Raw genomic sequence first — 21,049 nt, forward strand, 5'->3', positions numbered from 1 at the left:
TCCATCTTTTACCATCCTCATCTGGATCCCCCAGCCTCTCTACACCCACCGCTTCCAAGCTCGACGCGCAGCCGCGCCACTGCCGGTGCCTCCGAGTAGCGAAGCTCCGGTAGGAGTGGGACCATCCTGGTCCCTCAAACTCTCGCGGGGTCTGCTGACTTCGTAGCCATTCGCGCGGGAAATTTCATCCTTCCTAATTCATCCTTCATCCTTTTCCCCGCTTGCTCCCACCTTCCCCGCCGCATAAAAGCAGGCACCCATGGACCTCATCAACAACACCCCCAATGTCCCCGCTGCTGTCGGCCCTTACTCCCAGGCTGTGAAGCATGGCGGCCTCCTCTTCTGCTCCGGCCAGATCCCCATCGACCCCGCCGCTGGCAAGATCGTCGCCACCGACGTCGAAGGCCAGACCACCCAGGTGCTTGCCAACATCCGCGCCCTCCTCGAAGCCCAGGGCCTGAAAATGAGCGACGTCATCAAAGCCACCGTCTTCCTGCAGAGCATGGCCGACTTTCCCAAAGTGAACCCCCTTTACGAAGCCGCCTTCGCCGGCCACAAACCCGCCCGCTCCACCGTCGCCGTCGCCGGTCTGCCCTTGGGTGCCTTGGTGGAAATCGAGGTCATGGCGGCATTGTCTTAAACCGTCATCAAGATCGGTGCTGCAGGTTGCCGGGTGAAAAATGTAACGATGAGGTAACGTTAAAGTAACGCGTTATCGGCATGGACCGAGGCGGTGCAAGTGGTTAAACAACTCGTTGTAGTGTCTTGAGTATCAAACCGTCGCGATAGCGTCGTGGAGTGCTCCAGTCCTCTGGAGCTTTCCGCGGGCAATTCATCGCTCGAAAGCGGCGGTAAACCGCACAGATGGATAGTGCGCCGTTCATTCATCTGTGGCATCGCCCTTCAACTCGGGCCCCGACCGCGCTTTCGCTGTTTGCCGCATGAGCAGGAGGTGAGGGGTGGGCAGTTGTCCTTAGTGCGTTGAGGGAAGGGTGGAAGTCTGGTGGCCGCTGGATTTGGAGTAATGACGCATTCAGCTGAGGCATGTAATGATGGCCTCCCTTTGCCGTCGGCTGCTCGCAACGACATAGTCTTGGCGCTTGCGGAACTTGCGTGCGTTCATCTTGAGACCTGGCTCAGCGGATCCCTGCCAGCCGGTGGTATGCGCGTGCGAAGTGGCGTGCCGAGGGGTGGGTAGGGATGCACTGTACGTGTCCCAAGAATGGGGCGTCCGATCGTGTGCTGCTGACAGCGCGCCTTCCCCCCTTTCTCAAAGCCCCCTTCAATCTTGGGACGAAGGCTTCGGAGTGCTGGCACGCGGCATGCACACACGGCCCCCTCACAGCGCTCGTTTCCGGAACTCGCGTTCCTCGGGCAGGAGGAGGCTGGGGGAGACTTGTTCCACCAGGCGGAAGGCTTTGCCGGGGTCTCCGCCGGAGAGCTTGAGCAGGCCGGCGTAAACCACGCGCTCGCCTGCGCTGAGGGATTCCGGTTTGGCCACCTGGCGGATGGGGGCCTCCATCGCCCCGAGCTGGCCGGAGCGGTAGGCAGCCAGGGCCTGGATGAGGTGGAGCTGGTCGGCGGACGCGGCGGTGTCCTGCAGGGCGGTCTGCATCTGCTGCTCCGCCAGTTCCAGCTCGATGCCGAGCAGGACCTGCAGGTAGAGCTTTTGTGCTAGGAGAGCGGGGTTGTCCGGGGTGCAGGCCAGGAGGCGGATGCTGGCGCTGAGCATCCCAGGGCCGTCCTGCTGGAAGGCGGCCATCTGGTAAAGCCTGGGCAGCAGCGCGGTGCGGGCCCTGGCGTGTTTGACGATCACTGCGGCATAGCATTTTTCTGCGAGGTCCCACAGGCTGAGCTGCTCGGCCAGGCTGCCCGCGTCCAGCGTGATGCCCGGGTCATCGCCACGGCCGGCTTCTTCAAAGATCCCCAGCAACTGGTGCCGGGAGCGGTCCGGGTCTGGGCGCAGGTGCATCTGGGCCTCCACCTGCCAGAGGCGGAGCCGCTGCTTCGAGTAGGCGGCGTCGATGCCTCCCGTGGTCAGCAGGGCATCGAGTTCCTTCCATTTACGGGTGGCTCTCAGGGCATCCACATAGGCGGGGAGGAGGTCGGTGTGCCGTGCGGCGGTCTGCGCGGGGACCAGGCGCAGGAGGCGGTCGTATTCACGCTCCCCAGCCAGCCACAGCACCAGAGGGGTGGCTTGCGTGGGCGTGTGGTTTTTCCAGCGCATGATTTCATGGTCGATCACTTCGTCCCGCAGATGCGGCTGAAGGCGCAGGCGGCCGGAAAGGACCTTGAGCCGCGCCGGTTCACGCTCGCCGGTCTGCTCTGGAAGCGCCTTCACCAGCACGGAGAGTTCCTCAAGCTGCGGCACGGTGAGGGCAGGGGCGTCGGACAGTATTTCGATGGCGGCGCCGGAGGCCGCTCCGCCAGCGCGTGCCACCTGCCAGAGGCGGGTGGTCATGGCTTCACGGCGAGACATGTCCGCACTGCGCAGGTCTATTTCAGCCAATTCGCGGAGGCTTGCGGGCTCGTCCGGCGTGCAGAGAAGGGCCTGGCGCTTCACGTTTTCGGCCTCGGCCATCTTCCCGGCGGATTGCAGGAGATCCGCCTGCAGCTCCAGCCCCTGCTGCTGCTGGCGCGTCTCAGGCGGGAGCTGCTCGTAGATTTCCCGCGCCCGGGCCGGCTCCCCCTGCCGCACGTGCATCCTGCCCATGAGCGTAAGGTCGGCGGGCGTGGCGGCGCCCATCTCCTGCAGGCGTCGCAGAATCGTGAGGGTTCCCAGGGTGTCCGCACCTGCGGCGGCGGTCACGAAGTCCAGGCTGGCGTGCAGCACCTCGGGGTCATCAGGAGCCCAGCGTCGGGCATCGCGCAGGGAGGTGGCGGCCTCCTGCCAGTTTTTCTGCTGAATCTGCCGCCGCGCCTCCGGCAGGTGGCGGTGGGCCAGCCACTTCTTCGTCAGCGGGGTGATGTGCGGGTAGGCATACCAGATGGCTGCGCCAAAGACCCCCATGCCGACTCCCAAAAGCAGCAGCAGCCGGCGCTCGCGGCGGAGATGGACTTTCTCCTCGACTCCTTCCTCAGAGCGAGCTGCGGGGCTGTTGATGGGAGACTGGCTCATGGCCATTCGTGGCAGCTCAAGGCGTGCCGAGATCCAGCATAACGCGGAAACCGAGGTCTGCACGCGTGACGCTTTTCAGCGCATGCGTGCGGGCGGAGGTCAGCAGCGCATCCTTGTCAAAACTCAACCAGCTGCCGCCGCGGATGACGCGCTCCTCCGCTGCGCCGGGCCAGGCATCCTCGCACCACTCGGAGACATTTCCGCCCATCTCAAACAGGCCCAGGGCATTGGCGCGGGCGCTGTCCACCGGGGCGGTGTAGGAGTAGGTGTCCGTGGTGCCGGGGATCTTGGTGGCGTCCAGATTGGCCGTGAGTGCCGGAGGCTTCCAGTCATCTGCCTTTGGCGTCCACGGGTAGTGGGTCTTGTCCTTGAGGTTCCGCTCCGCCGGGTCGGCTCCTTTTTCGTCCTTCAAACCGGCGCACAGGCTCCACTCCACATCCGTGGGCAGGCGGTAGGTGGCGCTGGCAGGGATGAGCTTGCTGGCGCGGTCGCGCTCCGTGAGCCAGGCGCAGAAGGCTTTGGCATCCTCCCAGGAAACACCTGCGGCAGGGTGATTTCCCCCCAGCAGGAAGGAAGGCTTCTGCGTCCAGGTGCGCTTCACGTCCGTCATCCACGTTTCCACATCGCGGACGCTGGTTTCCGTCACACACACGAGCGCGGTGTTTTTGTCCGGCATGGGTACAAAGCGCATGCCCAGGGCATTGACGAAGCTGCTGCCGTCTGCTGCGGCGGGCTTCAGGGAGGCCGGGTCCGGCAGTCCGCTGTCATCCTTTCCCTGCATCTTCTTGCGCAGGGCTTCCACTGCCGAGGCGTCCACCTTGCGGCTGTCTGCCAGGGCCTTCATGCGTGCGTCCAGCGCCTGCTTTTTCTCGGCATCAGACGCAGCCAGCAGGCTGGCGGTGCGGCGTTTGTCCTCGTACACCACGCGGAAGCCCGTGGTGGGAGCGCGCAGGTCCGCAGGCACCACATACTGGTAGGTGGAGGTCAGGCACTCCGGGCGGAAGTAGGCCCAGGAGCCGCCCCGGAGGATGCCCGTGGGCTGGGCGCGCACTTCTGCAGGCTGCGTCCATTCCCAGACGTTTCCAGCGAGATCGTACAGGCCCTCCTTGGTAGGGGCAAAACTGCCCACCGGGGCGGTGTAGGGGTAGCCGTCGTTGTAGCCGGGGATCTCGCCCTCGGCGAAGTTGGCGGTCTTTGCGGGTGGCGGCCAGTCTTCGCCCCAGGGAAAGACGCGATCGTCCAGCAGCTTTTCTTCGGCGCTGAGGCTGATCTTCTTGCGGCCGCGGGCCAGTCCCACTGCGGAGTCCCACTCTTCTGGAGTCGGCAGGCGGTAGCTCTGGGAGGTGTCGATCAGCCGCTTGGCGCGCTCCGTTTCCGTGAGCCAGTTGCAGAAGGCCACGGCGTCCTGCATGTTTACCCCCACCACAGGGTGTTCCGGCGTCTGCTGAAAGTGCGTCTGGTAGGACCAGGGATATTTCTTGTCCCGCAGAAATTCATTCCACTCGGAAAGCCTTGTCTCCCAGATGGCAAACATCACGGTGGTGCCGGGCACGCTGGCAAACTTGGTGCCCAGGCTGCTCACATGCTCCGCGCCCTCGTTTCCGGGCTGGGAGACTTGTCCCCGTGCAGGTAAAAACGCCCCGAGGCCGAGAATTAGGACGGGCAGAAAGAGGTGGGAAAGGCGCATCAGGACTTGGTAGCTTCAAACAACAAAGGGTTCATCCAAAAAAAATACGTCGAGCACAGGACGTCTCCACGTTGTCTTAAAGGGAAGGCAGGTTCCAGCACAGGATGGTGTCAAACTCTTAACGCGCTGAGGCACTTTATCCTTTGCGCTGGGAATCAGCATGGTACAGTCACGCTCCTTTTTCCGAAAATGCCGTTCCAACCCCGGCGACAAATCCAGGCCGCCTTTTGCGCGACCTTTGGCGGCAGCTTGGCCGCGAATTCCCCCTCCGCATGATCGTACTCGGACTGAATGCCTACCATGGCGACTCCGCCGCCGCCCTGGTCAAAGACGGCAAGCTCGTGGCGGCTGCCGAAGAAGAGCGCTTCCGCCGCATCAAGCACTGGTCCGGCCTGCCCACCGAAGCCATGAAGTGGTGCCTGGCCGATGCCGGACTTTCGCTCAGCGACGTCGATCACATCGCCATCAATCGCAATCCCAGCGTCAACAACCTGCGTCGTGCCCTCTACGTACTGCGCAAGCGCCCCAGCCTCGGCCTCATCATGAAGCGCCTGCGCAACATCAAGCGCGCAGGCAGCTTTGAAGACGCCGTGCAGGCCGCCTTTCCTACCGAGAAATTCCGCGCCCAGGTGCATCGCGTGGAGCACCACATGGCCCACCTCGCCTCTGGCTTTCTGGTGTCCGATTTCGACGAAGCCGTGTGCCTTTCCGTGGATGGCTTTGGCGACTTCGCCAGCTCTGCCTGGGGCATGGGGAAGGGGGATGACATCCAGATCGACGGCCGCATCTATTTCCCGCACTCGCTCGGCATTTTCTACACCGTCATCACCCAGTTCATCGGCTTTCCGTATTTCGGCGATGAATACAAGGTCATGGGCCTCGCGCCGTATGGCGAGCCGAAGTATCTCAAGGAGATGCGCGAACTCGTGCAGGTGCAGAGCGATGGCACCTTCAAGCTGAACCTGAAATACTTCCGCCACCACAGCGACGACGTTCATTACACCTGGGACAACTGCTGTCCTGAAGTCGGCACCCTTTACAAGAAGGAACCCATGGAATTCCTCTTCGGCCCGCAGCGCGAAAAAGGCGATGCACTGGAGCAAAAGCAGCGCGACATCGCCCGCAGCGCGCAGGCCATGTATGAAGAAGCCTTCTTCGCCATGCTGCAGTCCCTGCACGCCCGCTACCGATGCGACAATCTCGCCCTCTCCGGCGGCTGCGCCATGAATTCGGTGGCCAATGGCAAGGTGTATTTGAATTCGCCCTTCAAGCGCATGTACCTCCCCGCCTCCGCCGGGGACGCCGGCGGCGCCATCGGCTCCGCCTTTGTGGTCGCCCGCAGTTCCGGCAACAGCGAACCGAGAACCGAGAACCGCCAACGCTACGTCATGGACCACGCCTACGTCGGTCCGCAGGCCACGGACAGCGCGATCAAATCCCTGCTCGACTCCCGCAGCTCCGACATCGCCACCGAGCAGTGCACCGTGCGCCGCATGAATGACGAAGGCGAGCTGTGCAAGCTCACCGCCAGCGCGATTACCGAGGGCAAGGTCATCGGCTGGTTCCAGGGCCGCATGGAGTGGGGCCCGCGCGCCCTCGGCAACCGCTCTATTCTGGGCGATCCTCGCCGCGCCGACATGAAGGACATCCTCAATCTCAAGATCAAGCGCCGCGAATCCTTCCGCCCCTTCGCCCCCAGCATCCTGCGCGAGCACGTCAGCGAATGGTTCGAGCAGGACGACGACGTCCCCTTTATGATGGAAGTCTTTCAGGTGCGCGTGGACAAACGCCCGCAGATCCCCGCCACCACGCATGTGGACGGCTCCGGTCGCCTGCAGACCGTGCACAAAGAAACCAACCCCCGCTACCACCGCCTGATCAGCGCCTATCGCGAGATCACCGGTGTCCCGATGGTATTGAATACCAGCTTCAACGAAAACGAACCGGTTGTCTGCACCCCCCAGGAAGCCCTCGACTGCTTCCTCCGCACGAAGATGGATGTGCTGGTGCTGAATGACTGGATGATCACCCGCTGACGCGGAATGACGAAACCAGAATGAGGAATGACGAATTAAACCCGAAGCGCCAATGATGAACGGACGGCACACGCTCCATCGGACATTGGTCATTCATTCGTCATTCGTCATTCTGGTTTCGTCATTTTCACTTCCCTCTCATCCCCACGTTTCTCTTTCGCGATGAAAGGCCTCATCCTCGCAGGCGGCGCAGGCTCGCGTTTATACCCGCTCACGCAGGTCGCTTCCAAGCAGCTTCAGCCGGTGTATGACAAGCCGATGGTGTACTACCCCCTCACGGTGCTCATTGCTTCCGGCATCCGCGAGATCTGCCTCATTTCCACCCCGCAGGATCTGCCACGTTTTCAGCAGCTTCTCGGCAACGGCTCGCAGTGGGGCATCACGATCGAATACCGCGAGCAGCCCAGCCCGGACGGCATCGCGCAGGCGCTCATCATCGCCGCTTCCTTCATCGGCTCAGACTCCGTCACCTTGATCCTCGGCGACAACATCTTCTTCGGCGGCGACGCCTTCCCGCGCGCCTTCGCCGAGTTTCGCGCCGGTGCCACCATCTTCGCCTATCATGTCAACGATCCCGAACGCTACGGCGTGGTGGAATTTGACGCCGCAGGCCAGGCCGTCTCCCTCGAAGAAAAGCCCGCGCAGCCGCGCAGCAACTACGCCGTGCCCGGCGTCTATCTCTACGACAACGACGCCGTCGCCATCGCCCAGAGCCTGCAGCCCTCCCCGCGTGGCGAACTCGAAATCACTGACGTGAACAAAGAGTACCTCCGTCGCGGCACCCTGCGCGTGCAGCGTCTCAGCCGCGGCACCGCCTGGCTGGATGCCGGCACCAGCAGCAGCCTCCACGAAGCCTCCGCTTACGTGCAGACCATCGAGAAACGCCAGGGCATGAAACTCGGCTGCCCCGAAGAAGCCGCCCTGTATCGCGGCTTCCTCTCGCTCGACCAGTTCGACACCCTCGTCTCCAGCATGCCGCGCTGCGAATACCGCGACTACCTCGCCGAAACCGGCGCCGAAGTTCGCCGAGTTGGCATCAAGAGCGCTTAATCAGACCTTCATGACCCCCCACCCGGTACTCGCCCATCGCTACGCCCAGCCCGAAGAACGGCAGGGCTATGTGAAGCAGCTCTTTGATCAAGGTGCGGCGCATTACGATCCCATCGTCGGCTGGGGATTCTTTGGCACGGGCAATCTTTACCGCAGGACCGCGCAGAGCCGCCACGGCTTGAAGCCCGGCATGCAGCACCTCGATGTCGCTTGCGGCACCGGCCTCGTCGCCGTCGCCGCAAGCCAGGTGCTCGGCAGCGACCGCACTATTACCTGCGTGGAGCCAAGCGATGGCATGCTCGCTGTCGCCAAAACCAAGCTGCCCAATGCCCGCTTCATCCAGAGCCGCGCCGAAAGCATGCCGCTGGAAGACAGCACCTACGACTTCCTCACCGTCGGCTACGCCCTGCGCCACTTCGCCGATTTGGAGGCCACCTTCCGCGAGTTCCATCGCGTGCTCAAGCCCGGCGGCCGCGTCCTCATCATGGAGGCCACGCGCCCCGCGGGCAAGATCGGCTCAGCCCTCTTCAAGCTCTACTTCGGCATCGTCTATCCCTTCTTCGCCCGCCTGCTCACCCGCAGCGAGAAAGCTGAGGAGATGATGGTGTACTTTTGGGAAACCATGGACACCTGTGTGCGACCTGAGGCCGTCGTTTCCGCCCTCAAGGCCGCCGGTTTTCAAGATGCCCGCCGCATCGCCTGCATGAACGTCTTCAGCGAATACGCCGCCGTCAAAGCCTGATGATGAACCTCCTCATCACCGGGGGCGCAGGCTTCATCGGCTCCAATCTCATCCGCCAGGTCATCGACGAGCCGGAGATCTCCAAGCTCGTCAATCTCGACTGCCTCACCTATGCCGGTCATCTGGCCAATCTTGAAGGCATTCATGGCAGCCACCCACGCTACTTCTTTGAGCAGGTCGATCTCCGCCATCAGGAGGAAGTCATCCGCGTCATCCGCCAGCATGACATCACCCACGTCATCCACCTTGCTGCCGAATCGCACGTGGATCGCAGCATCGCCGGTCCGGACGACTTCATCGCCACCAACATCAACGGCACCTTCCACCTCCTTGAAGCCTGCCGCTCCCATTGGTTCAACCCGGAGACCAGCATTCAAATGCGTGCCTCCAGGTTTCTCCACGTCAGCACCGATGAAGTTTTCGGCTCCCTTTCTCCAGACGCCCCCGCCTTCACCGAGGCGACGCCTTGTGCGCCGAACTCTCCGTATTCAGCGAGCAAGGCCGCCAGCGACATGCTCGTGCGCAGCTACCACCATACCTACGGGCTGCCCGCCATGATCACGCGCTGCTCGAACAACTACGGCCCGTATCAGTTTCCTGAAAAGCTCATCCCGGTGGCTATTCAGAGCATTCTTTACCGCCAGCCAGTGCCAGTGTATGGCGACGGCATGAACGTCCGCGACTGGCTGCACGTGGGCGACCACTGCGAGGCCCTCTGGACCGTGCTTACCCAGGGCACCCCTGGCGGGACCTACAACATTGGCGGGTGCAACGAACACGCCAACCTCTACCTCGTGCAGCAGCTCTGCGACATCGTCGATGAACTGCAGCCTGCCCTCGGCGGAAACTCACGAGCGCTCCTCAGCTTTGTGGCTGACCGCCCCGGCCATGACCGCCGCTACGCCATCGATGCCACCAAGCTCTCCTTTGAACTCGGCTGGAAACCCGCGCACACCCTGGAAGCGGGGCTGCGCGAAACCGTGAACTGGTATCTGGAACATCAGGACTGGGTCAAAGCGGTCACCTCTTCTCAAAGAAGCTGATGGAAGAACTCGTCATCGAAGCAGGCCGCGGCGAGGCGCATTACTGGCGCGACCTTTGGCGTTTCCGCGAGCTGTTTGGCATCCTGGCCTGGCGCGACACCCTGGTGCGCTACAAGCAGACCGCCATCGGCGCCGCATGGGCCGTCCTTCGTCCTCTGCTGACCATCCTGGTGGGTACCGGCATTTTTGGCGGCCTGGCCCGCCTGCCAGCGGATGGTGTGCCCTATGCCGTCATGGTATGTGCTGGCACTCTGCCCTGGTTCTTCTTCAGCAGCGCCCTGAGCGAATCCGCGAACAGCCTGGTGGGAAATGCGCACCTAATTTCCAAGATCTACTTCCCGCGCCTGCTTCTCCCCATGAGCGCCGTGGTGGTGGCGTTTGTGGATTTTGCCATCTCCCTCGTCATTCTCGCCCTTCTCATGCTTTGGTACGGCGTCATGCCCACCTGGCGGCTACTGGCCCTGCCGCTGCTGACGTTGCTGGCGTTTGTGAGCGCCATGGGACCGGGCCTGCTCTTCACCGCCTTAAATGTGAAGTACCGGGACTTCCGCTACGTCATCCCGTTTGTGGTGCAGATCGGCCTTTTCATCTCCCCGGTGTTTTACAGCACCTCCGCCATTGAAGAACGCTACGGCGAGTGGGGCCGCCTGCTTACTGCCGCCAATCCCGTCGTGGGCATCATCGATGGCTTTCGCTGGGCCATCTGCGGCACCACGGACCTGCACTGGCAAAGCTTTCTGTTCTCCATCGGTGTGAGTCTGATCTTCCTGCTCTTCGCCATCCGCTGCTTCCGGCGCATGGAGCAGAGTTTTGCGGATGTCATCTGAGTGGCCTCCACCGTTCCAGTTTCAGCCATCGTTCCCACCCGCAACCGCGCCGCAATGCTCGCACGCTTTTTCGAGAGCCTGCGCGCACAAACCGCCCGGCCCGCAGAAATTGTTGTTTGTGATGCCAGTGATGACGCCAGCACCCTCGCCACCGTGCAGCATGCCGAGAGCGCGTGGGGCGAGCCTGCCGCCGTCTGGCGCTACGAAAACGCCGCGCGCACCGGACTCGCTCCTCAGCGCAACCAGGCCGTGGCCGCAGCCTCCCAGCCCTATGTGTGGTTTCTCGATGACGATGTCCTTTTGGAGCCGCAATGCCTGGAGCACCTGCACGCCACCATGGCTGCAGACGCCAGCATCGGCGGCGCCACCGCCACCATCACCAATCAGGGCTACGAAGCTCCTGGCAGATGGTCCACGCTTCTCATGCGCTGGTTTGACCACGGCCGCGTGCGCCAAACTTACGCCGCAGCCTGCGTCGGCCCCTGCTGCACCTTCATGCCAGACACCTCGCACGACATCCCGCCTGTGGTGACTGCTGAATGGCTCATCGGCTGCTGCTCCCTGTATCGCAAATCCGCGCTGCACGTGCCTGCCGTGCCCGATCATTTTGAAGCCGGCGGCCTAGGTGAAGACCTCGCCGCCTCCCTCAGCGTGGGCCTTACCCACCGTCTGGTGCATGTGCGCGATGCCCGCTGCTTTCACGACTCCCAAGGCGGCGACCACAAACGCAGCCTCACCCGCACCACCGACCAGCGCGTGCGCAACCGCCACTACATCATGACGCGCATCCTCGGCAAAGACACGCTGCGCGATCATTTCGACTTCGCCCTGCTGCACCTTTTTTATCTCGGCACCCTCCTCTTCAAGAGATCAGGCCGCGGCCAGTTTTTCCCCGTCCTCACCGGCTGCCTCCAGGGCTTTGGCAAACTTCTGCGCGCCTGACGCACTCACGATGAAGTCCGCCGTCAAACACCTCCTCACCCGCCTGCTTGCCATCAAGCCGGTGCGCGATGTGCTGGTCGGCATCCTCTCTCGCGAGGGCTGGGTCTCCGGCATCCGCACCAGTCCGCTCGCCAGCGAGACTTCCGTCCATCGTCCAAACCTTTCCCAGTATTGCCAGGGAAACGGCATCGATCTCGGCTTCGGCGGCGATCCCATCAACGAGACCGCCGTCCGCATCGATCTCCCCAGCCCTTACTCCACCGGCATCTTTCCCACCCAGTTCGCCGGAGACGCCACCAAGCTGCACTGGTTTGCTGATGACGCACTGGACTACATCTTCAGCTCCCACCTGCTCGAAGATTTCCCAGACACCTCCGCCGTGCTGCGCGAGTGGCTGCGAGTGCTCAAGGCAGGCGGCCTGCTCGTCATCGGCTGCCCCGATGAAGTCCGCTACCGTGCCTACTGCGCCGCCCAGGGCCACCCGCGCAATGAGCACCACGTGCACGCCGATTTTTCACTCAGCTCCGTCAAACGCCACCTGGAGCAACTCAATGCCACGACCCTCGTGTATGAAAACGATGCCGTGGGGCCTTATAGCTGGGAACTCGTCGTCAGAAAAAATGGCTGAAGACCTTCACCACACCGATGCCCAGGCCTTCACCCGCATTCAAAGTTCTGGCCTGGATCTGCCGCAGACCATGGGAGCTTTTCAGCGTGGCCCGCACTCTTCGCCGCGCCCAGCGCACCGCGCGCCAGCGTGGTGGCAGGGTGCGTGTGCTGGCACGCGCGGGCGGCATTGGCGATGTGCTCTGGGCCGCAGCAGCCTCGGACCTCGCCGCCAAACATTCGCCGCAGGACGTGCTGCTCTTTCTCACCCAGCCCGACATGCTGGAGGCCGTTCGCCTTGCTTCGCCGGACATCACCGTCATCGCCCCGCACTTGCCCAATCCTCACATGCAGTCGCTCCTTCGGCGTGTGTGCAGCGATGTGGTGGAAATGGTGTACGAGCCGCACGACACCGCTGGCACGCACCTGGTGCGGACGTATTTAAAACAGCTCGGCTGCCCGCAGCAAATGCCGCACCCGGCCTGGCATTTCAAGCACGAGCCCTTGCCCCGTGCCGCATCGCCAGTCGCCTGCATCTACACCGGCCCATCCTGGCCCGTGCGCGAGGTGCCGTCCTCCGTTTGGGACGAAGTGGTCCGCCGGCTCAAAAGCGAGCTTGGCCTGCGCGTCCTCCAGATCATGCCTCTTCGGCCAACGGTCAGGCTCATCCCTGGATGTGATGAACGCATCATCGGCTGGCCCCTCGCTGATCTCTGCAATCTCTTTGACCAAAGCGCCCTCGTGCTGACCATTGATTCCATCATGCTGCACCTCGCCGCAGGCACGCGCGCCCCGCTCGTCGCCATTTTTGGTCCCACGCTCGCCTCCTGCCGCATGTTTGAAACGCCACGCCAGCGCAGCCTCGCCGCCACGGTGGACTGCGCGGGCTGCCACCACCGCACGCCCCGCCTCCACTGGGAGACCGGCTGCCCCTACGACATCGCCTGCATGCAGCAGATCAGCGCCGATCCCATCATGACCGCCGCCTCCCAGGTGCTCGCTCCCGCCGCCCGATGAAGCCCGAGTCCATCATCGGTGTCGAATCTCTGGGCAAAAGCTACGTGCTCAGCCACCAGACCGAGAGCGCCCCTTACCAGCGCTTCACCGATGCCATGATCCGCACCGCCAAAGCCCCGCTGCGCTGGTTGTCGCGGAGCAGTCAAAAGATCACCCACGAAGTGTTTTGGGCGCTGCAGGATGTCAGCTTTGAAATCACCCGTGGTGAAGTCGTCGGCATCATCGGCCACAACGGCGCAGGCAAAAGCACGCTGCTCAAACTGCTCTCGCGCATCACCTCTCCCACTGCAGGCCGCATCACCCTGCGTGGCACCGTTGGCTCGCTGCTCGAAGTCGGCACCGGCTTCCACCCTGAACTCACCGGTCGCGAAAACATCTTCCTCAATGGCGCCATGCTCGGCATGTCTCGCGCGCAGGTCAGCGCCAGGTTTGATGAGATCGTCGCCTTTGCCGAGGTGGAGAAGTTTCTCGACACCCCCGTGAAGCGCTACTCCTCCGGCATGTATGTGCGCCTCGCCTTCGCCATCGCCGCGCATCTCGAACCCGAAGTCCTCATCATCGATGAAGTCCTCGCCGTGGGCGATGCCGCGTTTCAGAAAAAATGCCTCGGCAAGATGGAGCAGTCCGTGCAGGGCGGGGGCCGCACCGTCCTTTTCGTCAGTCACAATCTCAGCGCCGTCTCACGCCTCTGCACCCGCGTCATTGTGCTCGATCATGGCAGGCTCGTCTTTGACGGACCCACGCAGGAAGGCATCGAAGTCTATTCCGGCCTCGCCCCCACCAGCGGCTCCGTGGTGGATCTCTCCGAAAAGCATCGCCCCCAGCCCGTGCTCTCCGGCGTCAGGCTCATGTCCATCAGCCTCACTTCGCACAACGAAGGGCAGCAGGCCTGGATGATCGACTACGGCGTGGACTTGGAACTCCAAATCACCGTGCAGAGCGACGGCACCGTGCGCGAGATCGAGCCAGGCGTCGCCGTGCATTCCGGCAAGGGATTTGAGATCGCCTCCTGGACCAGCGCCGTTACCGGCGGCAATGTCCCCCTGCAGCCCGGCCTCACCGCCTTCGCCTTTCGCTGGCAGAATCTCCGCCTCGTCCCCGGTGTTTATCACCTTAGCCTAGGCATGCGCAGCCCGCGCGGTTTTGAAGACTACCTGCCCGAAGTCGTGCGCTTCGAAGTCGTCCGCACTGCCGACTCCGCCACCCATGGCGTGGACACCTTCAGCGGCTGCCTCGTCCCCCTCGTGGACTTTAAAGTCGAGTCCCTGCCCGCATGATGTCCGCCCACACGCCCCTGCTGGATCATTCAATACTGGGACTGCCCCGGCGGATTCAGTGTGGTGTCCTTCATCCAGCTCTCAAACGCTCCCTGCGTGACCAGCGGCGGCTCAGCCCAGTAGGAATGAATCTGCAGCTCCATCCCTGCCGCATTCAGATGCCAGTCGATCGCTCGGCTGAACGGCGGATGCGCAAACCGGCTTCCCAGCACCCGCTCCGCGCAGCGCGGATGGATCAGGTAAGCCTCCGTGCAGCGCGAGCAGCCACCGCCTCCCCACAGCAGCCCGCGTTTCCAGCCACGCAAGTAGACACGTTTCCCCGGCCGCCGTTTCCACCACGGCACATGCAGATCGCAGCCCAGCCCCACAAAGCACAGGTCCCACTCGGCAGCCGGCAGCTCACTCATGCAGTCCTCCAGCGCCCCCACGAAGCCGGGCTGGATCAGCACATCATCCTCCAGGATGAGATGCCAGCACTCCGGCTCCGTCACCACCGCGCGATAAACCTCCAAGTGCTTCAAAATCAGCGAAACCGACCCCGCCGAAATCACCTTCGGATCCCCAAATTCCCCCCGCTCGTAAGCCCCTCCCGCCAGCACCTCCTCGCGATCGTGCGCCGCCATCCAGCGCACCGGAAACCGATCCAGCCCATTCTCCCGCAGCACCCTCTCCATGTGCCCCCGGCGCTCCGTGAACTTCGTGTAGTGGATCACATGCACCCGCAGGTTCTCCGGGTTCAATTGCACAGGTCGGGTTTGAGTCACATCATGGGCCACGCCGCATCCCTGCCACAGATGCTTACGGAAGAAAAACCCAAAACGTGCCTTGTTGCGGGGCAGGGGAGATCCTGCCAGTCCTGATGTCTTCCGGCACGCTTCAACGCCTCCGGAACAAAGCCGGCTACCTGCTCTCCAGCGCAGCCAAGCACCTCTCCGGCGGCCATCGTAACTGCCCCTCCTGCGGCTCCGCCCCCGCCGAGCAGCTCGATCAAAAATGGCTCGTCACCACCTTCTGCCGCTGCTCCCGCTGCCGCCTCCTCTACCGCATCCCCACCTCCGATGCCCGGGAGAATGAAACCTTCTACCAGGAAGACTACACCGAAGGCTTCACCACCGATCTCCCCTCGGCCGCCGAGATTCAGCACCTCATCGCCACCCAGTTTGCCGGCTCCGAAAAAAACTACGCCCACTACCTCGCCGTGCTACGTGCGCTGCGCATTAGCCCCGGCGCGCGACTCTTCGACTACGGTTGCTCCTGGGGCTACGGCAGCCACCAGCTCGCCGCCGCCGGTTATCAGGTGGACTCCTTCGAAATCTCCCGCCCCCGCGCCGCCTACGCCCGCACCCAGCTCGGCGTTTCCATGCCCGCTCTGGACTCGCTCCAGTCCGCCAGCTACGACGTTTTTTTCTCCGCCCACGTCATCGAGCATGTCCCATCGCCCGCCGCCATGATCGCCCTCGGCATGCGCCTCCTCAAGCCCGGCGGCCTCTTCGTCTGCTTTTGCCCCAACGGCTCCCTCACCTTCCGCCAGCGCGCCCCCCGCGACTGGCACCTCATGTGGGGCCAGTCCCATCCCCAGCTCTTGGACGAGGTCTTCCTAAAGCACACCTTCCCCCAGCAGCCTCTCCTCCTCCATTCCGCTCCCTTGCTGCACTGGAATGACCCGGTGCATTTGAAGGCGGTGACCGCATGGCAGCAGAAGCCGGGCGTGTCCGTCGGCGGTCTTGATCATGTCGAGATGCTGTTTGCAACGGTCAAAGATGATGTCCCACACTGAAGGTTCCCCTTTGCGGCAACCTGCCTATTTTCTATGAAACTACTCGTCACCGGGTCCTCCGGTCTCATCGGTTCCGAAGTCGTTGATTACTTCTGCCAGCAAGGCTGGCAGGTACACGGCGTGGACAACAACATGCGTGCCGACTTCTTTGGGCCTCAGGGAGACACCCGGTGGAATCAGGAGCGGCTCAAGGCCAAACATGCGGCCTTTCACCACCATGAGCTCGACATTCGCGATCGCAAAGCTGTGCTCGACTGCCTTGCCACGCTGCAGCCCACTCATGTGGTGCATACTGCCGCACAGCCCAGCCATGATCTCGCTGCATCGCGGCCCTTTGATGATTTTGACACCAATGCCGTGGGTACGCTGAACCTGCTGGAGGCCACCCGGCTGCATGCGCCAGCGGCGGTGTTTATCCACATGAGCACCAACAAGGTCTATGGCGACCGGCCTAACACGATCAGGTTGAAAGAACTGTCCACGCGCTGGGACTATGATGATGCCGCATATGAAAATGGCATCACCGAAAGCTTTCCCATCGATCAGAGCAAGCACAGCCTCTTCGGCGCCTCCAAGGTCGCCGCGGATGTGATGGTCCAGGAGTACGGCCGGTACTTTGGCATGAAATGCTGCGCTCTGCGCGGAGGCTGTCTGACTGGCCCAAACCACAGCGGCGTGGAGTTGCATGGTTTCCTGAGCTACCTCATCAAATGCAATCTCTCAGGGCGAAAGTACAATGTCTTTGGCTACAAGGGCAAGCAGGTCAGAGACAACATCCACAGCCTGGATGTGGTCAAATTCATGCACGCCTTCTTCGAGAATCCGCGTTGTGGCGAAGTGTACAACATCGGCGGCGGCCGCGCTAACAGCGTCTCGATCCTTGAGGCCTTTGACCGCATCGCCGTTCTCTCCGGCAAAGCGATGCAATGGGAGTACGTCGACAAGAACCGGGAAGGGGACCACATCTGCTACCTGAGTGATCTCTCCAAGATGAAAGCACACTACCCCGGGTGGAACATCACCAAAAATCTGGAGGCCGTGTTCGAAGAAATCTATCGCGCTACCCTGGCAGGTCTGCAGCAATGACATGGCATCGATTCAAGATAGTGCGACTTCAGTGTCACTCTTAGACTCCCCTTGAAAGCTATAGTCCGTGGCTTCATCTTTCCCGGTGCAATCGCCGCATCGGTAACATCAAACGCAAATCTCGTGCACTCCGCAATCGATGAAGCGCCGTTCAGGCATTCGCGTTTTAAATTACTAAATTCCATTGAGCAAGTCATTGAGTGAAGGACGCGTTTTTGCAATTGAGGCAGCCAAGTTCGCGGCGGCTTATGCTGTCGCTTTAATCCATCTCGCTCCCAATACTCCCCGGGCCGAGTTGATTACAGATGTGGTCCGGCTTTTTCCCGTGCCTTTCTTTTACGCGTCAGCCATGTACTTTATTATTCCGAAAGCGATTCAGAAAAGCACTGTTTTAGGCGTGCTAAATTTAAGTCGTCTAATTCGGCCTTATGCCGTATGGACGAGTGTCTATTTGTTGCTGAGAATGATCAAAAATGGGTCCGGCCTCTTCTCCAGTAGTCTGGAAGATTGGTTCGGTTTTTTGTTTTTGGGGCAGTCTGCCGTTCATTTATATTTCCTTCCGCTGCTAATCTATTACCAAATCGTTGCTGCAGCATCTGCGTTACTATGCTCGAATCTGGTAAACGGAAAGATTCATCTCCATGCCGCCTGCTGGATTACGGCTGCGATGATAATGTCGATTATTGCCGGACACATCGGGTATTTTGGATGGTCTAGTGCTTTCCTTAGTGCCTTGATCTACACTGCTCTGGAAGCTGGGTCGAAGTCTCTAAATCAGAAGATAAGGAGGGGGTGGTTTGCAGTCGTCATTCTTGCATCCGTTTTGATGATGGGGCTTGCGTTAATCGCTGCATTTGAAGTCAAAATGCCGTCGACGTATTACGTTTTTAATGGTCCGATTTTCGGCTGCTGCGCACTTCTCTTGCTGATTCGCATGGGGAAAGGCATCCCACCTAGATGGGCGAAACGTTTAGTGAACTGCTATTTTGGAATTTATCTTTCACACCACGCGATCGAGGAATGTATCGAGGTGGCTTGTGCAAAATTTGGCCATGCCCTTACTCCTTATGACCTACTGCCTCGATTGGGATACGCGTTCGTTGCCTTCTGTGGTGGAATCATCATTACTTGCCTGATTCGTTTATCACCTAGGCTGGCGTTTTGGATGTTGGGGGAAAAGCATGCCGAATTCGCATGAAAAATCCTGATGGTTAATTGAGTAGATTCGGAAGCCGCCTTCACATTGGCTTTCGACGCCTTTGTGATGGTGATCAATTCGACAAAACGTTATTCTTCACCGTTTAATTCCCGCCAAAATCACATGCCAACATTAATTGCATGAGTCCAGCAAGCATCCTCATTACAGGTGGTGCCGGCTTTATAGGCTCGAATCTGGCATTCCATCTTCGGGCCATCCATTCTCAAGCTGAAATAGTTTGCATGGACAATCTCTACCGCCGAGGATCCGAAATCAACGTTCCCAGGCTGTTGGAATCAGGCATCAGATTCCACCGCGGAGATATCCGTCATCCCAAAGAATTTCCAATAGGTCCGTTCGAAGTGCTGATTGAGTGTTCGGCGGAACCCTCCGTGCTTGCCGGACAGGACGGGTCCCCAGATTACCTGTTTCAAACCAATTTGGTGGGAGCGTATCATTGCTTGGAGAAGGCCCGACTGTGGAACTCGCGTGTGATTTTTCTTTCTACCAGTAGGGTGTATCCAGTTGCGCCTTTAGAAGCGCACCCTTGGGTGGAGGATGCCACGCGCTTCCGTTGGCTGGATGAAGGTGACGTTGGTATCAGCGCGGCGGGAGTCGGAGAATCACTCAATCTCAGGGGCGCACGCTCTCTCTATGGTTTCACCAAGCTCGCTGCCGAGCAGTTGATCGAAGAATACCGGATGAGTTTTGGACTCCAAGCCGTGATAAATCGCTGCGGTGTCATCGCCGGGCCCTGGCAGTTCGGCAAGGTGGACCAAGGGGTCATCGCCCTCTGGGTTATGGCGCATCTGTTTGAGCGCCCGCTGTCCTATATAGGCTACGGCGGAACCGGCAAGCAGGTGCGTGATGTCCTGCATGTGGAGGACCTGTGCGATCTCATCGCGCTGCAGATTGCTGAATTTGATTTTTGGGATGGCTGGCTGGGAAATGTTGCGGGAGGGCTGGATCACAGTATCTCGTTGCAGGAATTGACTAGGTTGTGTGAGGTGGTTACCGGAAATAGCATAGTAATTTGTTCAAATACCGAACAGCGTCCGTTCGACCTGCGTCTCTTCATTGGCGATTGCACCCGCCTGTTTCAACGAACTACTTGGAGACCAACCCGCTCGCTGACCAGTCTGGTAGCAGACACCGTTGACTGGGCCCGATTAAATCGCAGATCACTTTTTGAACTCTCCTGAAAACGCACATTCATGGAAACACCAGACCGACTCACATCGATATACCAAACAAGATTTGGATCCAAGAAGGCCTACCGGGGGGCCGTCTGGCGCGTCTTGATTGATCGGTGGTTCAGTAGCTGGCTTTGCCCAAAGGATGTGGTGCTGGATCTCGGTTGTGGCTTTGGAGAATTTATCAATCAAATCACGGCAGCCAAAAAATATGGCATGGACCTGAATCCGGCAACACGGCATCTTTTAGCGGATGACGTTGAATTCATCGAGCAGGATTGTTCGGCTCCATGGTCCATTCAATGCAATAGCCTGGATGTTATTTTTACCAGCAACTTCTTCGAGCACTTGCCGGATAAGTCTTGCCTGGGGCGTTGCCTCGAGCAGGCATTCTTGGCCCTTAAGCCCGGTGGTTGCATCATTGCCCTGGGGCCTAATATCGCAGTTGTTAAAGGCCGCTACTGGCATTTTTGGGACCACTACCTGCCATTAACGGATCTGAGTCTTGTTGAAGGACTCAAATTGAAAGGATATGAAATCGAAGTGTCGCTTTCCCGTACACTTCCATACACTATGGTGGGAGCATCTGAATATCCCATCTGGGTGCTCGCTCTCTACTTGCGCCTGCCCTTTCTCTGGCGCTTGTTGGGTGAGCAGTTTATGGTTGTTGCACGCAAGCCTCAAATAAAATGACGCCGCTCCTGACCAAACTGTCAGTCGTGATTCCTGCAAGGAACGAGGAGGGATGCATTGTATCGACAATCAAGCATCTTAATTTGGAACTAAGTTTACAAGGGGTCGCGCATGAAATTATAGCTGTGGATGATGGCAGCACGGATGATACTTGGGCGCTTCTTCAGCAACTCCAAGCTTCTGTCCCAGAGCTCCGACCGGTGCAAAATACCGGACGGCATGGCTTTGGTTGCGCAGTCATCAAAGGATTTGATTCCATGACTGGAGATGCAGTTGTTGTCATGATGGCGGATGAATCAGATGATGCAAGAGACGTTGTGCGATATTGGAAATTGCTCAATGAAGGTTGGGACTGTGTTTTTGGCAGTCGTTTTATGAAGGGGGGGGGTGTAATTGATTATCCATGGCTCAAGCTCCGGATTAACCGACTTGCCAACTTTTTTATTCGTCTGGTGTTCCGCTTTAAACTTAACGATACCACTAATGCCTTCAAAGCCTATCGCAGAACCGTCATCGAAGGCTGTCGACCGCTTCTTGCTCCACACTTCAATCTCACTGTCGAACTCCCCTTGAAGGCTATCGTTCGAGGCTACGCGTGGACAAGTATGCCAATCACCTGGAGAAACCGACGTACGGGAGTGGCAAAGCTCAAAATTCGGGAGATGGGTAGCCGTTACTTCTTCATAGTCGCTTATGTGTGGCTGGAAAAATACTTCAGTCGCGGCGACTACCGGCAGCGATAATCTTCGGGCTCAAA

19 protein-coding genes are annotated in these 21,049 nt (G+C 60.2%); 16 read left to right on the forward strand and 3 right to left on the reverse strand.

The annotated features are described in order from the left end of the window. The first annotated feature begins 259 nt into the window (after window positions 1–259). Window positions 260–640, forward strand: coding sequence for a RidA family protein (locus ACILSO_RS21210; protein ID WP_395739456.1), 381 nt, complete (start codon window positions 260–262; stop codon window positions 638–640). A 699-nt stretch (window positions 641–1,339) separates the two neighbouring features. On the opposite strand, the gene ACILSO_RS21215 is transcribed toward ACILSO_RS21210, so the two are convergent. Together ACILSO_RS21215 and ACILSO_RS21220 are read right to left on the reverse strand one after the other, a co-directional pair. Further along, complete coding sequence (locus ACILSO_RS21215) at window positions 1,340–3,118, reverse strand: hypothetical protein (protein WP_395739457.1); 1,779 nt, start codon at window positions 3,116–3,118, stop codon at window positions 1,340–1,342. Window positions 3,119–3,134: 16 nt separating this feature from the next. After that, on the reverse strand, window positions 3,135–4,805 hold the full coding sequence (locus ACILSO_RS21220; protein WP_395739458.1) for a formylglycine-generating enzyme family protein: 1,671 nt from the start codon (window positions 4,803–4,805) through the stop codon (window positions 3,135–3,137). Window positions 4,806–5,077: 272 nt separating this feature from the next. Between ACILSO_RS21220 and ACILSO_RS21225 the strand changes: the two genes are divergently transcribed. From ACILSO_RS21225 to ACILSO_RS21265, 9 genes are all read left to right on the forward strand, one after another. Next, window positions 5,078–6,841 carry a carbamoyltransferase gene (locus ACILSO_RS21225; RefSeq protein ID WP_395739459.1) on the forward strand — a complete coding sequence of 588 codons (1,764 nt, stop codon included), beginning with the start codon at window positions 5,078–5,080 and terminating at the stop codon, window positions 6,839–6,841. 162 nt (window positions 6,842–7,003) lie between these two features. Beyond that, window positions 7,004–7,891 carry a glucose-1-phosphate thymidylyltransferase RfbA gene (gene rfbA, locus ACILSO_RS21230; RefSeq protein WP_395739460.1) on the forward strand — a complete coding sequence of 296 codons (888 nt, stop codon included), beginning with the start codon at window positions 7,004–7,006 and terminating at the stop codon, window positions 7,889–7,891. Window positions 7,892–7,901: 10 nt separating this feature from the next. Continuing rightward, on the forward strand, window positions 7,902–8,633 hold the full coding sequence (locus ACILSO_RS21235) for a class I SAM-dependent methyltransferase (RefSeq protein WP_395739461.1): 732 nt from the start codon (window positions 7,902–7,904) through the stop codon (window positions 8,631–8,633). Continuing rightward, window positions 8,633–9,676 (forward strand): dTDP-glucose 4,6-dehydratase, encoded by a 1,044-nt coding sequence (rfbB, locus tag ACILSO_RS21240; RefSeq protein WP_395739462.1) that lies wholly within the window; start codon window positions 8,633–8,635, stop codon window positions 9,674–9,676. Before ACILSO_RS21235 ends, rfbB begins: the two co-directional genes overlap by 1 nt. After that, window positions 9,676–10,503: an ABC transporter permease gene (locus tag ACILSO_RS21245; RefSeq protein WP_395739463.1), complete on the forward strand. Its 828-nt coding sequence runs from the start codon at window positions 9,676–9,678 to the stop codon at window positions 10,501–10,503. The genes rfbB and ACILSO_RS21245 overlap by 1 nt, the downstream gene beginning before the upstream one ends. Then, a complete protein-coding gene (locus tag ACILSO_RS21250; protein WP_395739464.1) occupies window positions 10,504–11,445 on the forward strand; it encodes a glycosyltransferase family 2 protein in 942 nt (313 codons plus the stop codon). A gap of 10 nt (window positions 11,446–11,455) precedes the next feature. Further along, window positions 11,456–12,073: a methyltransferase domain-containing protein gene (locus tag ACILSO_RS21255; RefSeq protein WP_395739465.1), complete on the forward strand. Its 618-nt coding sequence runs from the start codon at window positions 11,456–11,458 to the stop codon at window positions 12,071–12,073. Window positions 12,074–12,159: 86 nt separating this feature from the next. Then, window positions 12,160–13,068 (forward strand): glycosyltransferase family 9 protein, encoded by a 909-nt coding sequence (locus tag ACILSO_RS21260; RefSeq protein ID WP_395739466.1) that lies wholly within the window; start codon window positions 12,160–12,162, stop codon window positions 13,066–13,068. Further along, window positions 13,065–14,345, forward strand: a complete 1,281-nt coding sequence (locus ACILSO_RS21265; protein WP_395739467.1) for an ABC transporter ATP-binding protein — start codon at window positions 13,065–13,067, stop codon at window positions 14,343–14,345. Before ACILSO_RS21260 ends, ACILSO_RS21265 begins: the two co-directional genes overlap by 4 nt. A 29-nt stretch (window positions 14,346–14,374) precedes the next feature. On the opposite strand, the gene ACILSO_RS21270 is transcribed toward ACILSO_RS21265, so the two are convergent. Then, window positions 14,375–15,091, reverse strand: a complete 717-nt coding sequence (locus ACILSO_RS21270; RefSeq protein ID WP_395739468.1) for a glycosyltransferase family 25 protein — start codon at window positions 15,089–15,091, stop codon at window positions 14,375–14,377. 113 nt (window positions 15,092–15,204) lie between these two features. On the opposite strand from ACILSO_RS21270, the gene ACILSO_RS21275 reads away from it, so the two are divergent. The 6 genes from ACILSO_RS21275 (at window position 15,205) to ACILSO_RS21300 (ending at window position 21,035) form a co-directional block, all read left to right on the forward strand. Further along, on the forward strand, window positions 15,205–16,122 hold the full coding sequence (locus ACILSO_RS21275; RefSeq protein WP_395739469.1) for a class I SAM-dependent methyltransferase: 918 nt from the start codon (window positions 15,205–15,207) through the stop codon (window positions 16,120–16,122). Window positions 16,123–16,155: 33 nt separating this feature from the next. Then, window positions 16,156–17,208, forward strand: a complete 1,053-nt coding sequence (locus tag ACILSO_RS21280) for an NAD-dependent epimerase/dehydratase family protein (protein WP_395739470.1) — start codon at window positions 16,156–16,158, stop codon at window positions 17,206–17,208. A gap of 184 nt (window positions 17,209–17,392) precedes the next feature. Next, a complete protein-coding gene (locus tag ACILSO_RS21285) occupies window positions 17,393–18,406 on the forward strand; it encodes a hypothetical protein (RefSeq protein WP_395739471.1) in 1,014 nt (337 codons plus the stop codon). Between the two features lie 140 nt (window positions 18,407–18,546). Further along, window positions 18,547–19,608 carry an NAD-dependent epimerase/dehydratase family protein gene (locus ACILSO_RS21290; protein WP_395739472.1) on the forward strand — a complete coding sequence of 354 codons (1,062 nt, stop codon included), beginning with the start codon at window positions 18,547–18,549 and terminating at the stop codon, window positions 19,606–19,608. Window positions 19,609–19,620: 12 nt separating this feature from the next. Next, window positions 19,621–20,292, forward strand: coding sequence for a class I SAM-dependent methyltransferase (locus ACILSO_RS21295; RefSeq protein ID WP_395739473.1), 672 nt, complete (start codon window positions 19,621–19,623; stop codon window positions 20,290–20,292). Next, entirely contained in the window at window positions 20,289–21,035 is a 747-nt protein-coding gene (locus ACILSO_RS21300) for a glycosyltransferase family 2 protein (RefSeq protein ID WP_395739474.1), read from the forward strand. Before ACILSO_RS21295 ends, ACILSO_RS21300 begins: the two co-directional genes overlap by 4 nt. The last annotated feature ends 14 nt before the right edge of the window (window positions 21,036–21,049 follow it).

The organism is Prosthecobacter sp., from assembly GCF_044226605.1.
Lineage (GTDB): Bacteria > Verrucomicrobiota > Verrucomicrobiia > Verrucomicrobiales > Verrucomicrobiaceae > Prosthecobacter.